A 21,012-nucleotide genomic window follows, 5' to 3' on the forward strand; every position below is an offset into this window, starting at 1 on the left:
GTTTGCTGCATAAGATTTACTCTTTTTTGTAAACCTTTTTCAGGACGGGACAGCGCCAAAACAAACCCTCTGTGCGGACTGGAGCGGTCTGGGGCGGACATTGGTTCGAAAGCGTTTTACCCTATTGTATATTGCGGCAGGAATAAAAGAAAGCGTTTGAGAACCATGAAATCGAATCATCCTAAAAGGATATCGTGTCGGCGCGATGGCGATTGTTCCGGGACGAAATTCGTTGTTAAAATCGCTCTTTCTCTTTTTCGGAAGAAAAGATATGCATAAACTCTGAATCTCTGAAAGAGTGCATTTCTGAATGCAGCAAAAATGCAAAATTTGACAGAATGGCTATCCCAAAACGCGAATTGCCGAATCATAAACATCATCCCTGTAAGCATTGCCGTCTGCAATCAGAAAGGCGGCGTGGGAAAATCAACCTTCACGGTACCGCTCGCAAGTTGCCTGTATTACACTTTGAGGCATGACGTGCATGTCGTAGACTGCGACTATCAGAGTTCAGATATGCGTGCTGTGGAGCAAACGCCCGTTGGGTGCCGTCCGGAGCGCAGAAGTCCGCCTTTTCCGACGGTAGCGTCTAGCAAAATGCCAGAGATGGAAATACGCAAGGCTCGCCCCTCGGGCGATTCGCATGGCCTTGCGTATTTCCATCTCCGGCGTTTAATTTCCTGCCGGCGGAAATAAATTCCGAGGATATTAGATATGCGCTATTCCGGGATCGTGCCGGGTTACTGTGCGACCTTGAAGACGCTGCTGAGTTTCTCGCTTAATGCCGCCATATCTTGCCCGATCTTGTCATTGGTGATTTTGGCGTAGATTTGGGTCGTGGTGATCCGTTTATGTCCCAGCATCTTGCTGACCGTTTCCAGAGGTACGCCCTGCGTAAGCGTGACCGTTGTGGCAAAGGTATGCCGCGCCATGTGGATCGTCGGGTTGAACGACAGACCGGCATGTCTGGCAACATGCCGCAAGGACATGTTCAGTGTTTTATAAGTTCCTTTAAGCGGAAAAACCTTCTCGCTTGTGTGATATGTATCCTTATAACGCTCATAGAGCATTTCAGCTACGGGAAGGAGTTTAACACGGAACTGCGTGCCTGTCTTCTGACGCCTGTCGATAATCCACCGCTCTCCGTTGTCGTCCGTATGGATGTCCGCGTAAGTGAGTTTTGAAACGTCTGCATGGCTCAAACCCGTAAAGGCGCAGAAGACGAAGGCGTCACGGTTAATACCCGTTCGGTAGTTGGGGAGCCTGACATCCATCACGGCCTGCAATTCCGAAGCTGAGAGGTAGCGACGTTCGGCGTATTCCGCTTTGACATAGAATCCGGCGAAAGGATCGACGGGAATCCAGCCGTTCTTATAGGCCGTATAGGTCATCAGCTTCAGCTTTTTGATGGTCGAATGGATCGTCCCGGAACGCATCCCTTGTACCGAGGAGAGGTAGACCACGAACTTTTCGATGAAATCCCGCTTCAGTTCTTTGAAAGGAATATCTTTTACACGGTATTCGTATTCGAGGAAGGAGGCAAGACGGCGGCGGCGTTTGCGGTAGTCCTCATAGCTGGAATAGGCGCGGTCTTTGCCCACACGTTTGAGGAAGCCGGCGAGGTATTCATCGAAGGTCTGTAACAGCAGGCGGCAGTCGTCCCCCATACCAAGGAAGGCATTGCGGACCTTTTCGGCCGTAACGTACGAATCCCGGTCGCAGAGACGCTGGTACTGTTTGCCGATGTTGGTCTTGATATTTTCCAGCTTCTCGTTGATGCGCTGCGATTCGAGGCTTTTGCCGGAGGCTTTGTTGGCTTTGGCATCCCAGAGTGAAGAACGGACGGAGAGTTTGCAGCTGAACTGCGACATCGTACCGTTGATCGTAATACGGCCCATAATGGGAACCTGACCGTGTTTTTCCGACAGCCTTTTCACATAGAAAAGGACTTTGAAAGTGCTGCGTTGCATAATAACTTGAACTTTGAGGATTTGTTAAACGTTTAGTCAAGTTATTTGTTATGCGGTAATTCGATGCAACACACTGAAAACAACTGTCTTAAATGCAAATAAAAGCATTTCGGGCAGGTAACGGATAAGTAACGAAACTCACCGTTAAACCTGCCCGAATTTACAATTTTATTGCTCGGTGCACCTGCAGAACAGAGAATTAAATACTTGCAAACAAGATATTTACTCTTTCCTGCGCTTCTCTTTACCTACAAATACCGAACCTTTCGGGGTCCGGTCCTCTCTTTTTCCGGCTGCGCGCTACCCGGCCGGGGTCTCCGCCCCGACGGCGGCGCACCGCTGGTAGAAATCGCGGGCCACGACGATGCGGATGGCCCGGTGGAGAATCGAGAATTCGAGCGGCGTATGGCCCAGCGGCTCTCCGTCGATCTCGACCGACACCTCGGGCGAAGATTCGATGCGGATGCGGCTTCCGCGCTCCTGGAGGATGTGGCGGATGCGGTAGATGCCGCCGTTGAACAGGTAGTGGAAGCGGAACAGCAGGTGCCAGAAGTGCACCGGGCGGATCAGCGACAGGTCGAGCATGCCGTCGTCGGCCACGGCCGCCGGCAGCTGCTGGATGCCCCCGCCGTTGAACTTGCAGATGCCGATGGCGGCCGACAGCAGCAGGTTGTTGTAGACCAGCCGGTCGTCGACCCAGACCTTGACGCCCGTGGACTTGTAGCGGAAGAAATTCTTCACCAGACACCACGTATAGCGCCAGCGGCTCCGGTGACCCTTCTTTTTCAGGTGCGAGAGCTTGCGCACGACATGCGCGTCGAACCCCGCCCCGGCGACGTTGGCCATGTAGCGGCTCTGGCGGTAGTGCGCCTCCTCGTAGGAGACCACCCCGACGTCCTGCAGGAAGGAATACCCCTCGCTGATGGCCTTCACGGCGTCCTGATAGCGGTTCGAGATGCCGAACGTGCGGACCCAGTCGTTGCCCGTGCCCACGGCCACCACGGCCACGAGCACCTCGTCGGGACACACCTCCTGCTGGATGAACAGCCCGTTCACCACCTCGTGCAGCGTCCCGTCGCCGCCCACGACGATGATCCGGCGGTAGCCTTCGCGCACGGCCGTGACGGTGAGTTCCGTGGCGTGGAACTTGTGCTCCGTGAAGACCGGTTCGCAGAGGATGTGGGCATCGCGCAGGTGTTTCGAAATCTGTGGAAAATGGTCAAGCCCGCGACCGCTTCCGGCCACGGGATTGACGATGACGAACCATTTTCCGGAATCGGCCGCCACGCTGCGATTATTTTTCGGGAACGTTGCGCAGCGTGTCGACCAGGAAGTCGTAGAACTTCCCGACCGAGGCGATCTCCACCTTCTCGTCGGGCGAGTGGGGGTAGCAGATCGTCGGGCCGAACGAAATCATGTCCAGCCCGGGATAGGCGCTGCCGATGATGCCGCACTCCAGCCCGGCGTGAATGGCCGTCACGGCGGGCTTCTTCCCGTACAGCGCCTCGTAGGAGGCGGTCATGGCCTTCAGGATCGGCGACTCCATGTCGGGGTTCCAGCCGTTGTAGGCGCCCGTGAGTTCCGTTTTGGCCCCGGCCAGCGTGAAGAGGGCGGCGATGGACTCGCCCAGCGCCTCCTTCTCGGTGTTGACCGAGCTGCGCAGCAGGCATTGGAGTTTCACCGTCCTGCCGTCCGACACCACGCGTGCGAGGTTCGTCGAGGTCTGCACCAGCCCGGGCATGGCCACCGACATCCGCTGCACCCCGTCGGGGCAGGCCGCAACGGCCTTGATCAGATTTCCGGCAACCTCCTTCGGCAGCATTTCGGCCGGTTTTCCGACCTCCGCGATCTTGACCGACACCGCGTCCTCGATGCCGGCGTACTCGGCTCTTACGGTCTCCTCGTAGGCTTTCACCGCGGCGGCGAACTCGTCGTAGTCCCTGGTTTCGACCAGCACCACGGCCTCGGCCTCGCGCGGGATGGCGTTGCGGAGTCCGCCACCGTCCACCGACGCCAGCAGCACGTCGCACGGCGCGGCATTCAAAAAGCGGAACAGCACCTTGTTGGCGTTGGCGCGCTGGCAGACGATCTGGATGCCCGAGTGACCGCCCTTGAGCCCCTTGACGCTGATCTTCGCAGCGGTATAACCGCCCGCGGGCGTCGGCTCGGCCTTGTAGCCGAAGGTCATATTGGCGTCGAGCCCTCCGGCGCAGCCCACGTAGAGTTCGCCCTCCTCCTCGGAATCGAGGTTCAGCAGGATGTCGCCGTGCAGCAGCCCCTTTTCCAGACCGTTCGCACCGTCCATGCCGGTCTCCTCGGTGGCCGTGAACAGGGCCTCCAGCGGCCCGTGCTTCAGCGTCCGGTCCTCCAGCACCGCGAGGATCGCCGCCACGCCGATACCGTTGTCGGCGCCCAGCGTCGTGCCGTCGGCCGTCACCCAGCCGCCGTCGATGTAGGCGTCGATGGGGTCCTTGGTGAAATCGAACTCCTTGTCGTTGTTCTTCTGCGGAACCATGTCGAGGTGGGCTTGCAGGATCACGCCCTTGCGGTCCTCCATCCCCTTCGAGGCGGGTTTGCGGACATAGACGTTGTGCGCCGCGTCCTCCTTCGATTCGAGGCCCTGCGCGCGGGCGAAATCGAGAATATAGCGGCGGATCTTCTCCTCGTGCGACGAGGGGCGCGGGATGCGGACGATCTCCGCGAAATGTTTCCAGACAAGCGCCGGTTTCAGCGCGACCAAATTACGGTCCATAATATTGAAGTTTAAGTGTTATATATCTATCGTTCAAATCTCTCTCTTTCTCCGTCTCTTCCGTTCCGGGGGCCGCTGTCGCAGCCGGTCAGCGGCCCCCGGGAAGGGACAGGTCCGCCGCTCCGGGCCGGTGGCGGTCAACGGTCTCCGGTCCCGTCCTTTTCGACACTCCTGTCGAACGCCTCGACGATGTGTTTCACGAGCGGGTGGCGGACGATGTCGCGTTTGTCGAACTCCACGATGCCGATGCCGTCGACGCCCCGCAGAATCTCCATCGTGCGCACCAGACCGCTGTCCGACTTGCGCGGCAGGTCGATCTGCGTCACGTCGCCCGTGACGATGAACCGCGCATTGCGGCCCATGCGCGTCAGGAACATCTTGATCTGCGACAGGGTGGTGTTCTGCGCCTCGTCCAGAATGACGAAGGCGTTGTCCAGCGTGCGGCCGCGCATGTAGGCCAGCGGGGCGATCTGCACGGTCCCCTCTTCGAGGTGTTTCTGGAGCTTGGCCGGCGGGATCATGTCGTTCAGCGCGTCGTACAGCGGTTGCAGGTAGGGGTCCAGCTTCTCCTTCATGTCGCCGGGCAGGAAACCCAGCTTCTCACCCGCCTCGACGGCCGGACGCGTGAGGATGATGCGCCGCACCTGCCGCTCCTTCAGCGCACGAACGGCCAGCGCGATGGCCGTATAGGTCTTGCCCGAGCCGGCAGGCCCCACGGCGAACAGCAGGTCGTTCCTGTCGTAGAGTTTGACGAGCCGCTGCTGGTTGACCGTCCGGGCGCGGACGATCGTGCCGTTGTTGCCGTAGACGATCACGTCCTTGTCGACCGGGGCGTCGTCCTGCGCGATGCCGCCCGCGAAACACTGTTCGATGACCTCGGCCGAGACGTGGCCGTACTTGACATAGTAGGCCGCAAGCCCCTCCATGCGTTTGGCGAAACGCTGCGTGTCGGCCTCCGGGCCGAGGACCTTGAGCGACTGCCCGCGCGCGACGATCTTCAGCGTGGGGTGCAGCGATTTGATCTGTTCGAGGTAGACGTCCTGCGCCCCGTAGAGTTCGCGGGGATCGACGCCTTCGAGCATAATTTCCTTTCCGACAGTTTCCGTCATAGACCGATCAGAATAAATAGCCGAAGCTGAGCGCCACGTTATACGTACGGAGTTTGTCGAGCTGCCGCCCGTCGGGCAGCACCACGTCATGTTTCGAGCGGAACTGGCCGTTGTAGCGCAGGTCGATCAGCAGGTGGCGCATCAGCACGATGCCCGCACCCACGGTGTACGACACCGAGGGACGCACGCGGCCGAAGTCCAGCAGGTCGCCGCCCGACTTCTGCTTGCAGTCGTTCATCACCGTGAAGACCGGACCGGCGTAGATCCGCACGGGATTGAGCAGCCGCAGCGACACCAGCACCGGAACGTCGATCGAATTGGACTTGAGGTTGATCTCGCTCCCGCCCTCGGGACGGATACGGAGGCCCTGGCGGACGTAGAGTATCTGCGGCTCGATGGCGAAGGCCCCGAGGTTGACAGCCGTCGTGATACCGGCCTGCCAGCCCAGCTTGTTCTTCACGTCGGTTTCACTCATATTGGTCGTGTAGTCGGGGATATTGATACCGCCGACCACGCCCCACTCCACCCGCGCGCGGGGCCGTTGTGCGGCGGCGCCCGCCGCAATGGCTGCAAACAAAAGGGTCAGTACGATTCTGCGAAGCATCATTTTAATTCTTAATTTTTCATTTTCAATTGTATCGACGCCCAGAGCATGTAGGCCACGCACGCGGCGACGAAGAGCATGCCCAGGTGCGGATTGCCCCAGGCGCGGACGATCGCACCGCAGACGGGTCCCGAAACCGCCCCGGCCGAGATGGCCATGATCATCAGCCCGGCCACCTCGTTGGCGTTCTCCGGAACGGCCTTGGTGGCCACGGCGTAGAACGTGGCGAAGACGCACGCCATGGCGAAGCCCAGCACTCCCACGGCGGCGTAGATGGCGGCCTCGTTGCGCACGAACAGCAGCGCCGCGCACAACGCCAGCGCCCCGGTCATGTTCCAGGTCAGGTATTTCACGTCGGAGACCTTCACCAGCACCCACGCGCCGATCAATGTACCGACGATGCGGCAGGCGTAGAAGCCCGTGGTGGTGAGGATCGACGAGGGATTGTCGATCAGCCGCACCGACAAGAAGCCGATGCCCACGTCGGCGGCGATAAAGCACGCCACGCCCAGCGTCGAGAGCAGCACGGCACGGTTTTTCAACAGGCGGAAGCAGTCGGCGAGTCCCGCGGAGCGTTCTCTCTGCGCAGGTTCCGGCACCGGAGTCAGTTGCAGCCAGAGACCCCCGACCACCGTAAGGCCCGCATAGATCGGCAGCAGGAGCCGCCACGAACCCGTCGCGGCGACCAGCCCCGTGACGATCGGAGCCAGCAGCAGGAGCGAAGTGTTGCGGAATATCTGACCCACGGTGAGGTAGCTGGTCATCCTTTCGCCGGGAACGATGGTCGCCAGCAGAGGGTTGACGGCCACCTGGATCGCCGTGTTGCCGACGCCCAGCAGGCCGAAGCCCGCGAAATACCACCCCAGGGCGCAGTCCGCGCCGGCGGCATAGGGCGTCATCAGCCCCGCGACGGTGAAGCCGTAGCCCAGAAGCGCCGTGGCCTTGCGGCCCCAGCGGTTCATCAGCGCCGCGACCGGAGTCGAGAGCACCAGAAACCAGAGGAAAACCATCGTCGGCAGGAAGCTCACGGCGGCCTGCTGTCCGGGCGGGAATTCGGCGGCGATGCGGCCCGTGATCGGGGCCACCATGTCGCAGAAACCCATGATGAAGAAGCCCGCAAGCACGGGTCCGAGCAATCGTTTGTCTACTTTGTCTACGCTCATCCGAGACGAAATTTCGGGTTCCAAATTTTTCAAAGTTACATTTTTTTCCGCAAAAAACGCGTTTCCGGCGGCGATTATTTCACAATTGCCCCTCACCGCCGCGCGGCGGACACGATCCAATAAACAAAAAACGTGCGAGATACGCAGCGGCGGCGGAACCGGCCGCAACGGGACAGCCCGGACCGCCCACCCGCCGCGGAAGCCGCCGTATCCATCGCCGCGGGGATGCCACACGCACGCGAAAAAGCGGCCAGCGAATCGACGGATCAGCCCGCCGCGCGAGAAAACGCCGCGCACCGTTTGGACGGGAACGCAGATTTTATTATATTTGGTGTCGTTACGACACTTTATCCGTCGGAAAGCCCCGCCGAACCGCTTCGGATTCGGTTTTGCGCCTCCGGCCTTTACGTAGCCCCGGCTACAAAAAACAACCTGCGCCCATGCTGCTCTTCGCACACATAAACCTGACGCTGCCGCTCGAAGACCCGATCCTGAAATTCCTGCTGATCCTGGTCATCATCCTCGCGGCTCCGCTCCTGCTGAACAAACTCAAAATCCCCTATCTGCTGGGGCTGATCATCGCAGGCGCGGTGATCGGACCCCACGGCCTCAACCTCGTGCTGCGCGACAGCAGCATCATCCTCTCGGGTACGGCCGGACTTCTGTACATCATGTTCCTCTCGGGACTGGACATGGACATGTCCGATTTCCGCCGCAACAGCTGGCGGAGCCTCATCTTCGGAGGCTACACCTTCTGCGTCCCGCTGGCCTTCGGCATCCTGGCCGGCTATTACATCCTCGGCTTCCCGATCTATTCGTCGATCCTGCTCGCAGGGCTGTTCGCCTCGCAGACGCTCATCGCCTACCCCATCGTCAGCAAACTGGGCATCGCCCGCGACAAGGCCGTCACGATCGCCGTCGGCGGCACGGTCATCACCGACACGCTGGCCCTGCTGCTGCTCACCGTGATCGTCGGCATGGCCACGGGCAACGTCGACGACATGTTCTGGTGGCGGCTCGCAGGCTCCGTCTCGCTCTGCATCGCCATCATCGTCTTCCTCTTCCCGCTGCTGGCCCACTGGTTCTTCAAGCAGGTCAGCGACAACGTCTCGCAATACATTTTCGTACTGGCGATGGTCTTCCTCGGGGCCTACCTCGCCCACATGGCCGGGCTGGAACCGATCATCGGCGCGTTCCTCTCGGGACTCGCGCTCAACCGCCTGATCCCCCGCACCTCGCCGCTGATGAACCGCATCGAGTTCGTCGGCAACGCCATCTTCATCCCCTTCTTCCTGATCGGCGTGGGCATGCTGATCGACTACCGCGCCTTCTTCCGCGACTGGGAGAGCCTCGAAGTGGCGGCCATTATGATCGTGCTGATCACGGCGGCGAAATTCGTCGCCGCATGGTTCACGCAGAAGACCTTCCGACTCTCGCCCGACCAGCGGACCGTCATCTTCGGCTTAAGCTCGGCCCACGTGGCCGCGACGTTGGCCGCCGTGATGGTCGGCTACAACATCATCCTGGGCCACACGCCCGACGGCGAGCCGATCCGCCTCTTGAGCGAGAGCGTGCTCAACGGCACGATCCTGATGATTCTGGCCACCTGCACCGTGTCGACCTTCGCCACGCAGCGCGGCGCCCACAACATCGCCATGCGCAGTGCCCAGGACACCGGAGACAGGCAGCCGCGGCAGGAGGACCACATCCTGATCCCCGTGGCCGACGAACGCACGGCCGACGAACTGGTATGGTTGAGTTCGATGCTCAAGCGCGCCAAGGAGCCGAACGGACTATACGCCCTGCACGCCATCGACAACAAGGTGGAGGACCCGAACGTCGAGAAACGCGCCCAGAAGATCCTCGACGCGGCGGCGACGGCGGCCGCGGCAGGCGACATCTACCTCCAGGAGCTGATGCGTTACGACGTGAACATCTCGAACGCCATCGTCAGCGTCGTCCGCGAACGGAACATCACCGACATCGTGATGGGCATGCACCACGCCTCCCCGGCCGTGCCGGGACTGACGGGCATCCCCGGGGCGTCGGGTCCCGGCATCGGCAAAATGGCCGCCGACGTGCTGGCACAGAGCAACGTCACGACCTTCATCTACAACCCCGTGCAGCCGCTGAACACCATCAAGCGCCACCTGATCGTCGTACCCGAAAAGGCCGAGCAGGAGGCGGGATTCCAGATGTGGCAGCGCCGCATCCGCCGCCTGGCCGAAAACTCGGGGGCCAGAATCATCGTGTTCGCCCCGGAGGCCACGCTGGAATACCTCCGCCCCAAAGGCCGCAAGCACCCGGCCAACATCGACTTCGTGCCCTTCGCGCAATGGGACGACCTGCCGTCGCTCGAACACGACATCCGCGCCGACGACTGCCTCTGGTTCGTGATGAGCCGCCGCGACCGCGTCTCGTACAACCCCGTGATGAGCCGTATCCCGGCCTACCTCGAACATTTCTTCTCCGGATACAGCTCCGTACTGCTCTATCCCGTGCAGGCGGGCGACACCGAAAGCCGCTATATCTGACGGTTCGGAAGTACAAAATACCCGAAAAAGTTTTTCCCTTCGCGGATTTGCGCTATCTTTGCAAGTGATTCATGGTAGCGGCATTCCGGTCAGAATCCCGGTCGCGATGCGACAAGTCCCCGCCAAGGCCGGGATTTAGGGTGGGTCCAATTTGTAAACGCGGCCATAGGCCGCGACTACAGCGGTCGGAGTTGTAAAACGGAGCAAACAGCAGAATAAGAAAAAGATAAGATATGAGCCTTGTAGCAATCGTGGGCCGTCCGAACGTCGGCAAAAGCACCCTCTTCAACCGCCTCGTGGGCGAACGGAAGGCCATCGTCGACGCGACGGCCGGAACCACCCGCGACCGCCATTACGGCAAGACCGACTGGAACGGCAAGGAGTTTTCCATCATCGACACGGGCGGGTACACCGTCAATTCGGAGGATATTTTCGAAGACGAAATCCGCCGTCAGGTCCTGCTGGCCATCGACGAGGCCGACGTGATCCTCTTCCTCGTGGAGGTACGCACCGGCATCACCGACCTCGACATGCTGATGGCCGACATCCTGCGCCGCACCTCGAAGAAGGTGATCCTCGTCTGCAACAAGGTCGACAACAACGACCAGATCTACTCCTCGCACGAGTTCTACGCCCTGGGACTGGGCGATCCCTACTGCATCTCGTCGATGTCGGGAAGCGGCACGGGCGACCTGATGGACGCCATTCTGGACGCACTGCCCGTGGAAACGGCCTCCGAGGAGGACGAAGACCTGCCCCACATCACCATCGTGGGGCGTCCCAACGTCGGCAAGTCGTCGCTCACGAACGCCCTGCTGGGCGAGGAGCGCAACATCGTGACCTCCATCGCCGGGACCACCCGCGACTCGATCCACACCCGCTACAACAAATTCGGCATGGATTTCTACCTCGTCGACACGGCCGGCATGCGCAAGAAGGGCAAGACGATGGAGGACCTCGAATTCTACTCGGTGATGCGCTCGATACGCGCCATCGAAAATTCGGACGTCTGCATCCTGATGATCGACGCCCGGCAGGGACTCGAATCGCAGGACCTGAACATCCACAACCTGATCGTCCGCAACCGCAAGGGATGCGTGATCGTGGTCAACAAATGGGACCTGATCGAGAAGGACAGCAACACGATGAAGGAGTGGACCGAGTTCCTCCGAAAGAAACTCGCTCCGTTCAACGACATTCCGATCATCTTCACCTCGGTGCTGAACAAACAGCGCATCTTCGACGTGCTGCAAACCGCCATCCGCGTCTACCAGTCGCGCAAACGCCGCATCCCGACCTCGGAGCTCAACGACTACATGCTGCCGCTGATCGAGAACTACCCGCCCCCCGCAACCAAGGGCAAGTATATCAAAATCAAGTATGTGACCCAGCTTCCGACGCCGACGCCGCAGTTCGCGTTCTTCGTCAACCTGCCGCAGTACATCAAGGAGCCTTACCGCCGCTTCCTCGAAAACAACATGCGCGACCACTGGGATTTTTCGGGAGTCCCGGTGCAGATTTACTTCCGGCAGAAGTAGGTCTCCGGACGGAATTGCAGCCCAAGCGGCTGAAAATCCCGAAAAATCCCGTGCTGACAACCTCCCCAAACCCCTCCTTGAAAGGAGGGGCTTTCATTACGGGACTTCCGATGCAGATTTTCTTCCGGCAGAAGTAGGTTCCCGGACGGGATTGCAGCCCAAGCGGCGGCCAACCTCGAAAAATCCCGTGCTGACAACCACCCCAAACCCCTCCTTGAAAGGAGGGGCTTTCATTACGGGACTTCCGATGCAGATTTACTTCCGACAGAAGTAGGTTTCCGGACGGAATTGCAGCCCAAGCGGCTGAAAATCCCGAAAAATCCTGTACTGACAACCACCCCAAACCCCTCCTTGAAAGGACGCCGTCCCCTCACATATGCTTTCCGCAGGGCCGTCGACCGACTTTACGTCAAAAAAGGATTGACGACCCGGTCCACATATTTTTTCCGAAACTCGGACTCCCGGTACACGTAATCCACCGCCGTGAACCGGATTTCGTCCCCGGACTTGCTGATTCCGGACCGCAGGGCCTCTATCTTCCCGTCGCAACGCGCCCCGAGGCGGACGAAGCAGCCTTCGGCAATATCAAAAGCAAACTCCCGGATACCCCGGATCAGGACAGCGGGGTGCTGCAATTCCATTGCATCGGGAAATGTCCGGATCAGGACGGCGAACCCGACCTTCTCCACCTCCGTGACCAGCATGGCCGCAAAAAACTCACGGCTGAAATTCAAATCAATCATTGCAGGCTAAACTGTTTCAGCGAACGGTCCCGATTCCTGGAACCGCCGTTCCGTTTCTCAAAGATAACGCCCCGGACCGAAATATCCGCACATTCGGCCGGAAATTTTCAGTCCGCACGCCGTTCCGTCCGGGCACGATTTTGGCCATTATAGGTTTAAGTTATGGCACTATCAATATTATCCGCTTGTTATTCACAGAATTATATCATACATTTACAAGCAGGGAATCCGTCACAACCAAAAACAAAAGCCATATGGACAAAAAGAAACTGACAGCCGAAAACGGCCGGCCCATCGCCGACAACCAGAACATTCAGACAGCCGGGAAACGCGGCCCCGTAACCTTGCAGGACCCGTGGTTCCTCGAAAAACTCGCCCACTTCGACCGCGAAGTCATCCCCGAACGGCGCATGCACGCCAAAGGATCGGGAGCCTTCGGAACCTTCACCGTGATGCACGACATCACGAAATACACCCGGGCGTCGATCTTCGCCGAGGTGGGCAAGCAGACCCCGTGCTTCGTGCGCTTCTCGACCGTGGCCGGAGAACGCGGCGCGGCGGATGCCGAACGCGACATCCGCGGCTTCGCCATCAAGTTCTACACCGACGCCGGCAACTGGGACCTCGTGGGCAACAACACCCCGGTCTTCTTCCTGCGCGATCCGCTGAAGTTTCCCGACCTGAACCACGCCATCAAGCGCGACCCGCGCACCGGACTGCGCAGCCCGAACAGCAACTGGGACTTCTGGACGCTGCTGCCCGAGGCGCTGCATCAGGTGACCATCACGATGTCGCCGCGCGGCATTCCGGCCTCCTTCCGCCACATGCACGGATTCGGAAGCCACACGTACAGCCTCTACGACAAAGACAACCGACGCACGTGGGTCAAGTTCCACCTCCGCACTGAGCAGGGGATCAGGAACCTGACCGACGCGGAGGCTGAGGCCATCATCGCCAAGGACCGCGAATCGAACCAGCGCGACCTGTTCGAAGCCATCGAACGCGGCGACTATCCGCGCTGGCTGATGCAGGTGCAGCTGATGACCGAGGAGCAGGCCCGGACCTATAAAATCAATCCGTTCGACCTGACGAAGGTGTGGTATCACGGCGATTTTCCGCTGCACGACGTGGGCATTCTGGAACTCAACCGCAATCCGGAAAACTTCTACGCCGAAGTCGAGCAGGCCGCCTTCAACCCGATGAACATTGTCGAGGGCATCGGCTTCTCGCCAGACAAGATGCTGCAAGGACGCCTCTTCTCCTACGGCGATGCGCAGCGTTACCGCCTGGGCGTGAATCACAACCTGATTCCGGTGAACAAGCCCCGCTGTCCGTTCCACGCCTACCACCGCGACGGGCAGATGCGCACCGACGACAATTACGGCGCGACGACGCCCTACGAGCCGAACAGCTACGGCGAATGGCAGGACACGCCGGCCCTCAAGGAGCCGCCCCTGGCCGTCGACGGCGCGGTCTACAACTACGACGAGCGCGAATTCGACGACGATTATTACACGCAGCCGGGCAAGCTGTGGCGGCTGATGACGCCCGCAGATCAGCAGGCGACATGCGAAAACACGGCGCGCGCCATGGGCGATTCGGAACTGTTCATCAAGCAGCGGCACGTGCGCAACTGCTACAACGCCGATCCGTCGTACGGCGAAGGCGTGGCCCGGGCGCTGGGCATCAGCCTCGCCGAAGCCCTGACGGCCGAAGACCCCGCGCATCCCGCATGGGATAAAAGATAAATCCGACCCCACCCCAGCCCTCCTTCAGGGAGGGAGATGGCATACGCTCCGGACGGCGGTACATTAGAGTATGTGATCACGCCCGGTAAAACGGAGGTAAACAAAAATTCCCGTCGTTGGTTCGACGGGAATTTTTGGTATTTATGCCTGCGGCGTCGGTTCGCCGCCCTGCGGCTTGTTGCCGCGGCCCCGATTGCGGCCTCCGCGGTGACGGCGGCGGTCGCGGGTCCCGCGGTTGCCTTCGCCACGGCCCGAAGCGTGGTCGCTGTCCGGCGAAGCGGGTTGTGCCGCGGCAGGTTCCGCAGCCGCAGTCGCAGCCGCCGGGCGTTCGCTGCGGCGGTCCCGGTCGTTACGACCCGAACGGTCGCCGCGTCCGCCGCGTCCGCGGCCCGAGCCGGAACGCCCTCCCCCGCTGCGACCCCCGCGCCCCCGGCCGAAGCGGCCGCGGTTCTCGTCGGGAGCGTATTTCGGGCCTTCGCCCACGCTCTCGGGCAGTTCGGCCTTGCGGATGTCCCGCTCGATGAATTTCTCGATCTGGTGGAACTTGCCCTGCTCCTCCTCGCTGACGAACGTCATGGCGGCGCCCGAAGCCGCCGCGCGGGCCGTACGGCCGATGCGGTGGATGTAGTCCTCGGGGTCGTGCGGCACGTCGTAGTTGAGCACCAGGCCGATGTCCTCGATGTCGATACCGCGCGCGACGATGTCCGTGGCGACGAGGATTTTCACCTTGTTGTTCTTAAAGTTGAGCATCACCTCCTCGCGCTGCGCCTGCTCCAGGTCGGAGTGCATGGCCGCAACGTCGAGTCCCATGCGCTTGAGTGTATGGGCCAGCTCCTTGACCTTGAGTTTCGACGACGAGAAGATGATCGTCTTCGAGTCGGTCGGCTCGGCGAACAGCTCGCGGATGATGCCCAGTTTCTGACGCTCGTAGCAGATGTAGGCCGACTGGTCGATGGCTTCGTTGGGTTTCGAAATGGCGATGTTGACCTCGGCGGGATTGCGCAGAATGGTCTTGGCCAGTTCGCGGATCTTCGGGGGCAGCGTCGCCGAAAACATGATCGTCTGCCGTTCGGCGGGCATGTAGGAGATGATCTTCATAATGTCGTCCGAGAAACCCATGTCGAGCATGCGGTCGGCCTCGTCGAGAATCAAGTATTCGACGTGCGAAAGATCGACGCCGCTGTTTTGCAGGTGGGCGATCATGCGGCCCGGAGTGGCGATCACCACGTCGGCGCCGTTCAGCATGCCGTTTTTCTGGATGTCCCAGCCCTTGCCGTCGCCACCGCCGTAGACCACCGTCGTCGAGAGGGGCGCATAATAGGAGAAGCCCTGGAACTGCTGGTCGATCTGCTGCGCCAGCTCGCGCGTCGGCACGATGATCAGCGATTTCACCACATTGTCGGGGTTGCCCTCGATGAGCAGTTTGTTCAGCAGCGGCAGCGTATAGGCCGCGGTCTTTCCCGTACCGGTCTGGGCGCAGCCGATAATGTCGCGGCCCTCCAGAATCACCGGAATCGTGTGCTCCTGCACGGGAGTCATCTCGTGGAAATTCATATCCTCAAGACCGTCGAGGATTTCATCCTCCAGGTCGAGTTCATCGAAACGCATAAAACAGAAATTTTTAATTCTTAATTTTTCACTTTTAATTGCACGGTCCGGAAATGACATCTCCGAATAGCGTGGCCGGCGTGCAGCCCGTGATGCGAACCCTCACATAGTCGCCGACCCGATGATACCCGCGGTCGAAAACCACCACCTTGTTCTGCGAAGTGCGCCCCGACAGCTGGTTCCTGTCGCGCTTCGACTCGCCCTCGACCAGCACTTCGAACTCCCGGCCCACATCGCGCAGGTTGCTCGCATGGCCCAGCTCGTTTTGCAGGGCGATGATTTCGGACAGCCGGCGCGACTTCACCTCCTCGGGAACGTCGTCCCCCAGGTGCTTTTCGGCAAAAGTGCCCGGACGCTCCGAATACTTGAACATGTAGGCGAAATCATAGCCCACCTCGCGCATCAGCGACAGGGTTTGCAGGTGCTCCTCCTCCGTCTCGCCCGAGAAGCCCGCGATCAGGTCGGTGGTGATCGCACAGTCGGGCAGATAGCGGCGGATGGCAGCGATGCGGTCGAGATACCATTCGCGCGTATATTTGCGGTTCATGCGGCCGAGCATCGACGTGGCGCCCGACTGGGCCGGCAGGTGAATCGCCCGGCAGACGTTGGGCATCGAGGCCATGACCTCCAGTAGGCCGTCGCTCATATCCTTGGGATGCGAGGTGGCGAACCGCACGCGCAGCAGCGGCGAGACCGACGCCACGCGGCGCACCAGCTCCGGGAAATCGACGTCGCCCGTACGGTAGGAATTGACGTTCTGCCCCAGCAGCGTCACCTCGCGGTAGCCGTTTTCGAACAAACTGCGCGCCTCGGCGACGATGGTCTCCGCATCGCGGCTCCGCTCGCGGCCCCGGGTGTAGGGGACCACGCAGTAGGAACAGAAGTTGTCGCACCCCCGCATGATCGCCACGAAGGCGCTCACGCCGTTGCGGTCGAGGCGCACGGGGGCGATTTCGGCATAGGTCTCCTCGGTCGAAAGCAGCACGTTGACACCCTTGCCGCCCGCCTCGGCCTCGCGCACCAGGCGCGGCAGGTCGCGGTAGGCGTCCGGCCCGGCCACGACATCGACGCCCGCAGGTCCCTCGACCAGCTTCTCGCGCAGGCGTTCGGCCATGCAGCCGATGACGCCCACGACAAGACCCGGATTCGCGCGCCGGTAGCGTTTCATCTCGGCCAGACGGCCCCAGATGCGCTGCTCGGCGTTGTCGCGGATCGAGCAGGTGTTGATCAGGATGACATCGGCCTCGCCGATGCGGTCCGTATAGACATAGCCTTCGCGCTGCATGAGCGAAACGACGATCTCCGTGTCGCCGACGTTCATCTGGCAGCCGTAGGTCTCGATGAAAAGTTTGCGTCCGGCGCCCTCCAAAGGCCGTAATGTATTGACGTTAAATCCCAATTTTCAATTCTTAATTTTTAATTCTTAATTGGCGGAGCCTATTCCGCCTGTATCTCGTTTTTCTCGGGGAACTGCTTGAAGCCCTCCCCGAAGGTTTCGTAGGCATCCGTCACCACGACGAATGCCTTCGGGTCGATCTCCTTGATCTTGTGCTGCACGAGGCGCACCTCCTTGCGGCTCACCACCAGAAAGATCATGTCGCGCAGCGAATCGGTGTACATGCCCTTCGACTTGATGTAGGTGGCGCTGCGGTCGAGATCGTCGATGATGAACCGTTTCAGCTCCTCGTGGTGGTCGCTGATGATGAACAGCAGCTTGTCGTACGACGCGCCGTCGAGCAGGTAGGCGATCACACGCGATGAGATGTAGATCGTGATGAGCGAATAGAGCGTCAGCATCCAGCCGTTCGCTGCCGCCTCGTCCGTGCCGATTCCGAAGCCGATCACGGCCAGTCCCGACAGCACGACGAACCCGTCGGCCAGCAGGATGCCCGTCGAGAACTTGATCCCGGCGAACTTCTGCAACAGCATGCCCACGATGTCCGTGCCCCCCGTGGTCGCCTGCTGCCGCACGACGATACCCTGCCCGATGCCGATCACCACGGCGCCGATGACGCACGTCAGCAGCAGATCGTTCGAGAGGTCCAACCGCCCGCCCAGCAGCAGCGAAGGGTCCAGCGACTCGACCGCCTCGGGATTCGGGTAGACCAGCCGCGTGAGCACGTTCATAAAGCCCGGCGTATAGAGCGCCGCCAGCACCGTGCGCGTGCCGAAACCGCCGCCGAAGACCAGCATGGAGATCAGCATCAGCGGAATGTCGAACATGTAACCGAACGTACCGACCTGGACCGAAGGGAAGATGTTATGCAGCACGATACCCATGCCGTAGACCCCGCCCGGCACGAACTTGTAGGGATTGACGAAGAGCACGAACCCCGCGCCCATGACCGAGCAGCCGAGGAAAATCAGAAACCACGAGCGCCACCACGCCCACGAGCCCATCGGTTCGAGCAAAGCCTTTGTGTTCATACATTAATTCATTTAGAATGCAAAGATACTAAATTCTCCGGAAATGCGGGATACGGCGGCGGTTTTTTCGCCCCCGGCTTCCACATACGGATTTTTTGACTATATTTGCATGAACAAGTTAACACGCGAAAAAGATGATTCTGACGATATATACGGCTACCACCATGATTATCATCGCCTATCTGCTCGGTTCGATTCCAAGCGCCGTATGGATCGGCAAGAAATATTACGGCATCGACATCCGCGAGCACGGCTCGAAGAACGCCGGAACGACCAACATGCTCCGCGTGCTGGGCCGGCGGGCCGCCCTGCCGGTCTTCGCGCTCGATTTCCTGAAAGGATTCGTGGCCGTGACGATCATCGAACTGATGCAGTACGACGACCTGATCGGACAGAACGACCTGATAAACCTCAAGATCGTCGCCGTGTTCGCCGCCGTGCTGGGCCATATCTTCCCGATTTTCGCCGGATTCCGCGGCGGAAAGGGCGTCGCGACGCTCGTGGGCGCCGTGACGGGCATCTATCCCCCCGTGGCGCTGCTGTGCTTCGGCGTGTGGCTGGTGATGCTGATGGTCTCGCACTACGTGTCGCTGGCCTCGATGGTCGCCGGATGCTGCTTCCCCGTCTTCACCCTCATATCGCCCAAAGTCAACGGATCGACGGCCTTCGTGGTGTTCTCGTTCGTGATCGCCATCCTGCTGATCTACACCCACCGCAAGAACATCGAACGGCTGAAGGCGGGAACCGAGTCGAAGACCTTCATCTGGAAGCCGCGGCGCGTGAAACTCGACGACGAGGAGCGGAAAAAGAGCGGCAAAGAGCACGATCGGGAATAACCGGCTCCGGACTTTTCGACGAAATTATCCGCATAAAAGGATAAATCCTGCGGCCGGCATACGGCAAAATAAATTTTTACGTTATCTTTGCGCCGCAATAAAGACCTAAAGCAAGCGTCATGTTACAGGAAAACCTGCTGAAAATATACGAAACGAGTTTTCGGGAAAATCGGGAGATGTCGGCGCTGACCGACTATTTCAAGGGCGAGACCTTTTCGTACTATGAAATGGCCAAGGAGATTGCGAAAATCCACCTGCTTTTCAAGAAAGCCGGGATCAAGCAAGGCGACAAAATCGCACTCATCGGCCGCAACAACCCACGCTGGTGCATCACCTACATGGGAACCATCACCTACGGAGCAGTGATCGTGCCGATCCTTCAGGATTTCACCCCTGCGGACATCATCCATATCATCAACCACTCGGAAAGCCGCCTGCTGTTCCTGGGCGACAACTTCTGGGACGTGATCGAGGAGGACCAGATCAAGCAGATCGAAGCCGTATTCTCGCTCACGGACTTCCACGCGATCTACGAGCGCGACGGCAAGTCGCTCACCAAGTTCCAGCGCGACATCGTGAAGAACTACCGCACCAAGTATCCGCGCGGATTCAGCGTCAACGACATCAAATATCCCGAAATCCCCAACGACCAGGTCGTCCTGCTCAACTACACCTCGGGAACGACCGGCTACTCGAAGGGCGTGATGCTCACGGTGAACAACCTCACGAGCAACGTGATGTTCGCCGCAACGACAATCAACACCCAGACCGGACAGCGGTACTTCCAGAAAGGAGGCCGCACGCTGTCGTTCCTGCCGCTGGCCCACGCTTACGGCTGCGCGTTCGACTTCCTCGCGCCGCTGGCCGTCGGCGGACACATCACCCTGCTGGGCAAGATTCCGGCGGCGAAAATCCTGCTGGAAGCGATGGCCGTCGTGAAACCCACGATCATCTGCTGCGTGCCGATGATCCTCGAAAAAGTCTACCGCAAGCAGGTGCTCCCGATGCTGGAGAAAGGCCCCATGTCGATCGCCATGAAGATTCCGCTGCTCAATTCGGCCATCTACTCGGTGATCCGCAAGAAACTGATGGACGCCTTCGGCGGCAACGTCGGAATCTTCATCGTCGGCGGCGCGCCGATGAACCAGGAGACCGAATCGTTCCTGATGAAGATCAAGTTCCCGATCACGATCGGCTACGGCATGACCGAATGCGCCCCGCTGATCAGTTTCACCCCCGACAACGAGTTCAAGGCCGGTTCGTGCGGCCGGTTCCTGAAAGGGCTGCTCGAAGTGAGGATCGACTCGGAAGACCCGCAGCGCGTGGCCGGCGAAATCCTCGTCCGCGGCGAGCACGTTATGAAGGGATACTACAAAAACGACAAGGACACCCACAAGGTCCTCGACGAGGAGGGATGGCTCCATACGGGCGACATGGCCACGATGGACCCCGACGGCACGCTCTACATCCGCGGCCGTTCGAAAACCATGATCCTCTCGGGCAACGGCCAGAACATCTATCCCGAGGAGATCGAGGACAAGCTCAACAACATGTACCTCGTGCTCGAATCGCTGGTGCTCGACGCCGGAAACGGCAAGATCAAGGCCCTCGTGGTCCCCGACTACGAACAGGCCGAGGCCGAGGGCGTGGACAAGGCCGACCTGCCGCAGATCATGCAGAACAACCTTCAGGAACTCAACGCGCAGCTGGCCGCCTACGAGCGGATCTCGGGCATCGCACTCTACCCCAACGAGTTCGAAAAAACCCCGAAACGAAGCATCAAACGCTATCTATACGAACCCTCGCTGTTGAACAAATAAGGCACAGGCAGGTAACCAATTGGATTCTCTATCCCAAAATTCTTCATAGTCACTGAATCCATTCTAACAATGAGGCGTCACTAATTAGTACGGTTACCTGCTTTCTTTCACACCCGGCTTCCGAAGAGCCGGGTGTTTTTTGAATCGGCGCATTGCGGGC

General features: G+C 59.9%; 16 protein-coding genes. 6 read left to right on the forward strand and 10 right to left on the reverse strand.

What is annotated here, in order from left to right:
- The first annotated feature begins 321 nt into the window (after positions 1-321).
- Positions 322-696 (forward strand): AAA family ATPase, encoded by a 375-nt coding sequence (locus DWW03_RS16950; protein ID WP_259301998.1) that lies wholly within the window; start codon positions 322-324, stop codon positions 694-696.
- Positions 697-740: 44 nt separating this feature from the next.
- Here DWW03_RS16950 and DWW03_RS15110 read toward each other — a convergent pair whose 3' ends face one another.
- The 6 genes from DWW03_RS15110 to DWW03_RS15135 all read right to left on the reverse strand — a co-directional run bounded on the left by DWW03_RS15110 (position 741) and on the right by DWW03_RS15135 (position 7,598).
- A complete protein-coding gene (locus DWW03_RS15110; protein ID WP_118406975.1) occupies positions 741-1,970 on the reverse strand; it encodes a site-specific integrase in 1,230 nt (409 codons plus the stop codon).
- 300 nt (positions 1,971-2,270) lie between these two features.
- Positions 2,271-3,257 carry a diacylglycerol/lipid kinase family protein gene (locus DWW03_RS15115; protein ID WP_022061413.1) on the reverse strand — a complete coding sequence of 329 codons (987 nt, stop codon included), beginning with the start codon at positions 3,255-3,257 and terminating at the stop codon, positions 2,271-2,273.
- Between the two features lie 7 nt (positions 3,258-3,264).
- The gene (locus DWW03_RS15120; protein ID WP_022061414.1) at positions 3,265-4,722 is read right to left on the reverse strand and encodes an aminoacyl-histidine dipeptidase; all 1,458 of its coding nucleotides are present in this window, start codon (positions 4,720-4,722) and stop codon (positions 3,265-3,267) included.
- 137 nt (positions 4,723-4,859) lie between these two features.
- Entirely contained in the window at positions 4,860-5,831 is a 972-nt protein-coding gene (locus DWW03_RS15125; RefSeq protein ID WP_015546620.1) for a PhoH family protein, read from the reverse strand.
- Between the two features lie 7 nt (positions 5,832-5,838).
- Entirely contained in the window at positions 5,839-6,435 is a 597-nt protein-coding gene (locus DWW03_RS15130) for a porin family protein (RefSeq protein WP_118406982.1), read from the reverse strand.
- Positions 6,436-6,446: 11 nt separating this feature from the next.
- On the reverse strand, positions 6,447-7,598 hold the full coding sequence (locus DWW03_RS15135) for an MFS transporter (RefSeq protein ID WP_022061417.1): 1,152 nt from the start codon (positions 7,596-7,598) through the stop codon (positions 6,447-6,449).
- Between the two features lie 440 nt (positions 7,599-8,038).
- On the opposite strand from DWW03_RS15135, the gene DWW03_RS15140 reads away from it, so the two are divergent.
- On the forward strand, positions 8,039-10,132 hold the full coding sequence (locus DWW03_RS15140; protein ID WP_015546622.1) for a cation:proton antiporter: 2,094 nt from the start codon (positions 8,039-8,041) through the stop codon (positions 10,130-10,132).
- Positions 10,133-10,365: 233 nt separating this feature from the next.
- On the forward strand, positions 10,366-11,670 hold the full coding sequence (der, locus tag DWW03_RS15145) for a ribosome biogenesis GTPase Der (protein WP_022061418.1): 1,305 nt from the start codon (positions 10,366-10,368) through the stop codon (positions 11,668-11,670).
- Positions 11,671-12,074: 404 nt separating this feature from the next.
- On the opposite strand, the gene DWW03_RS15150 is transcribed toward der, so the two are convergent.
- Positions 12,075-12,413, reverse strand: coding sequence for a hypothetical protein (locus tag DWW03_RS15150; RefSeq protein WP_022061419.1), 339 nt, complete (start codon positions 12,411-12,413; stop codon positions 12,075-12,077).
- A 254-nt stretch (positions 12,414-12,667) separates the two neighbouring features.
- Between DWW03_RS15150 and DWW03_RS15155 the strand changes: the two genes are divergently transcribed.
- The gene (locus DWW03_RS15155) at positions 12,668-14,161 is read left to right on the forward strand and encodes a catalase (RefSeq protein ID WP_022061420.1); all 1,494 of its coding nucleotides are present in this window, start codon (positions 12,668-12,670) and stop codon (positions 14,159-14,161) included.
- A gap of 141 nt (positions 14,162-14,302) precedes the next feature.
- Here DWW03_RS15155 and DWW03_RS15160 read toward each other — a convergent pair whose 3' ends face one another.
- The 3 genes from DWW03_RS15160 to DWW03_RS15170 are packed head-to-tail and all read right to left on the reverse strand — an operon-like array spanning position 14,303 to position 18,196.
- Positions 14,303-15,769 (reverse strand): DEAD/DEAH box helicase, encoded by a 1,467-nt coding sequence (locus DWW03_RS15160; protein ID WP_118406976.1) that lies wholly within the window; start codon positions 15,767-15,769, stop codon positions 14,303-14,305.
- Positions 15,770-15,803: 34 nt separating this feature from the next.
- Positions 15,804-17,168, reverse strand: coding sequence for a tRNA (N6-isopentenyl adenosine(37)-C2)-methylthiotransferase MiaB (miaB, locus tag DWW03_RS15165; protein ID WP_022061250.1), 1,365 nt, complete (start codon positions 17,166-17,168; stop codon positions 15,804-15,806).
- 38 nt (positions 17,169-17,206) lie between these two features.
- Positions 17,207-18,196, reverse strand: a complete 990-nt coding sequence (locus DWW03_RS15170; protein ID WP_022061251.1) for a YitT family protein — start codon at positions 18,194-18,196, stop codon at positions 17,207-17,209.
- Positions 18,197-18,330: 134 nt separating this feature from the next.
- Between DWW03_RS15170 and plsY the strand changes: the two genes are divergently transcribed.
- Together plsY and DWW03_RS15180 are read left to right on the forward strand one after the other, a co-directional pair.
- A complete protein-coding gene (gene plsY, locus DWW03_RS15175; RefSeq protein WP_015546626.1) occupies positions 18,331-19,032 on the forward strand; it encodes a glycerol-3-phosphate 1-O-acyltransferase PlsY in 702 nt (233 codons plus the stop codon).
- A gap of 119 nt (positions 19,033-19,151) precedes the next feature.
- Positions 19,152-20,852, forward strand: coding sequence for an AMP-binding protein (locus DWW03_RS15180; protein WP_015546627.1), 1,701 nt, complete (start codon positions 19,152-19,154; stop codon positions 20,850-20,852).
- Positions 20,853-21,012 lie beyond the last annotated feature (160 nt).

The sequence above is a fragment of the Alistipes sp. AF14-19 genome (genome assembly GCF_003461645.1).
In the GTDB taxonomy this organism is placed as follows: Bacteria; Bacteroidota; Bacteroidia; order Bacteroidales; family Rikenellaceae; genus Alistipes; species Alistipes shahii.

Coding starts and splice junctions, on each gene's coding strand:
- DWW03_RS15110 (WP_118406975.1), bottom strand. CDS start 1,970: ATGCAACGCAGCACTTTCAAAGTCCTTTTCTATGTGAAAAGGCTGTCG.
- der (WP_022061418.1), top strand. CDS start 10,366: ATGAGCCTTGTAGCAATCGTGGGCCGTCCGAACGTCGGCAAAAGCACC.
- DWW03_RS15160 (WP_118406976.1), bottom strand. CDS start 15,769: ATGCGTTTCGATGAACTCGACCTGGAGGATGAAATCCTCGACGGTCTT.
- DWW03_RS15125 (WP_015546620.1), bottom strand. CDS start 5,831: ATGACGGAAACTGTCGGAAAGGAAATTATGCTCGAAGGCGTCGATCCC.
- DWW03_RS15150 (WP_022061419.1), bottom strand. CDS start 12,413: ATGATTGATTTGAATTTCAGCCGTGAGTTTTTTGCGGCCATGCTGGTC.
- DWW03_RS15180 (WP_015546627.1), top strand. CDS start 19,152: ATGTTACAGGAAAACCTGCTGAAAATATACGAAACGAGTTTTCGGGAA.
- plsY (WP_015546626.1), top strand. CDS start 18,331: ATGATTCTGACGATATATACGGCTACCACCATGATTATCATCGCCTAT.
- DWW03_RS15170 (WP_022061251.1), bottom strand. CDS start 18,196: ATGAACACAAAGGCTTTGCTCGAACCGATGGGCTCGTGGGCGTGGTGG.
- DWW03_RS15135 (WP_022061417.1), bottom strand. CDS start 7,598: ATGAGCGTAGACAAAGTAGACAAACGATTGCTCGGACCCGTGCTTGCG.
- DWW03_RS16950 (WP_259301998.1), top strand. CDS start 322: ATGCAAAATTTGACAGAATGGCTATCCCAAAACGCGAATTGCCGAATC.
- DWW03_RS15120 (WP_022061414.1), bottom strand. CDS start 4,722: ATGGACCGTAATTTGGTCGCGCTGAAACCGGCGCTTGTCTGGAAACAT.
- DWW03_RS15130 (WP_118406982.1), bottom strand. CDS start 6,435: ATGCTTCGCAGAATCGTACTGACCCTTTTGTTTGCAGCCATTGCGGCG.
- DWW03_RS15155 (WP_022061420.1), top strand. CDS start 12,668: ATGGACAAAAAGAAACTGACAGCCGAAAACGGCCGGCCCATCGCCGAC.
- DWW03_RS15140 (WP_015546622.1), top strand. CDS start 8,039: ATGCTGCTCTTCGCACACATAAACCTGACGCTGCCGCTCGAAGACCCG.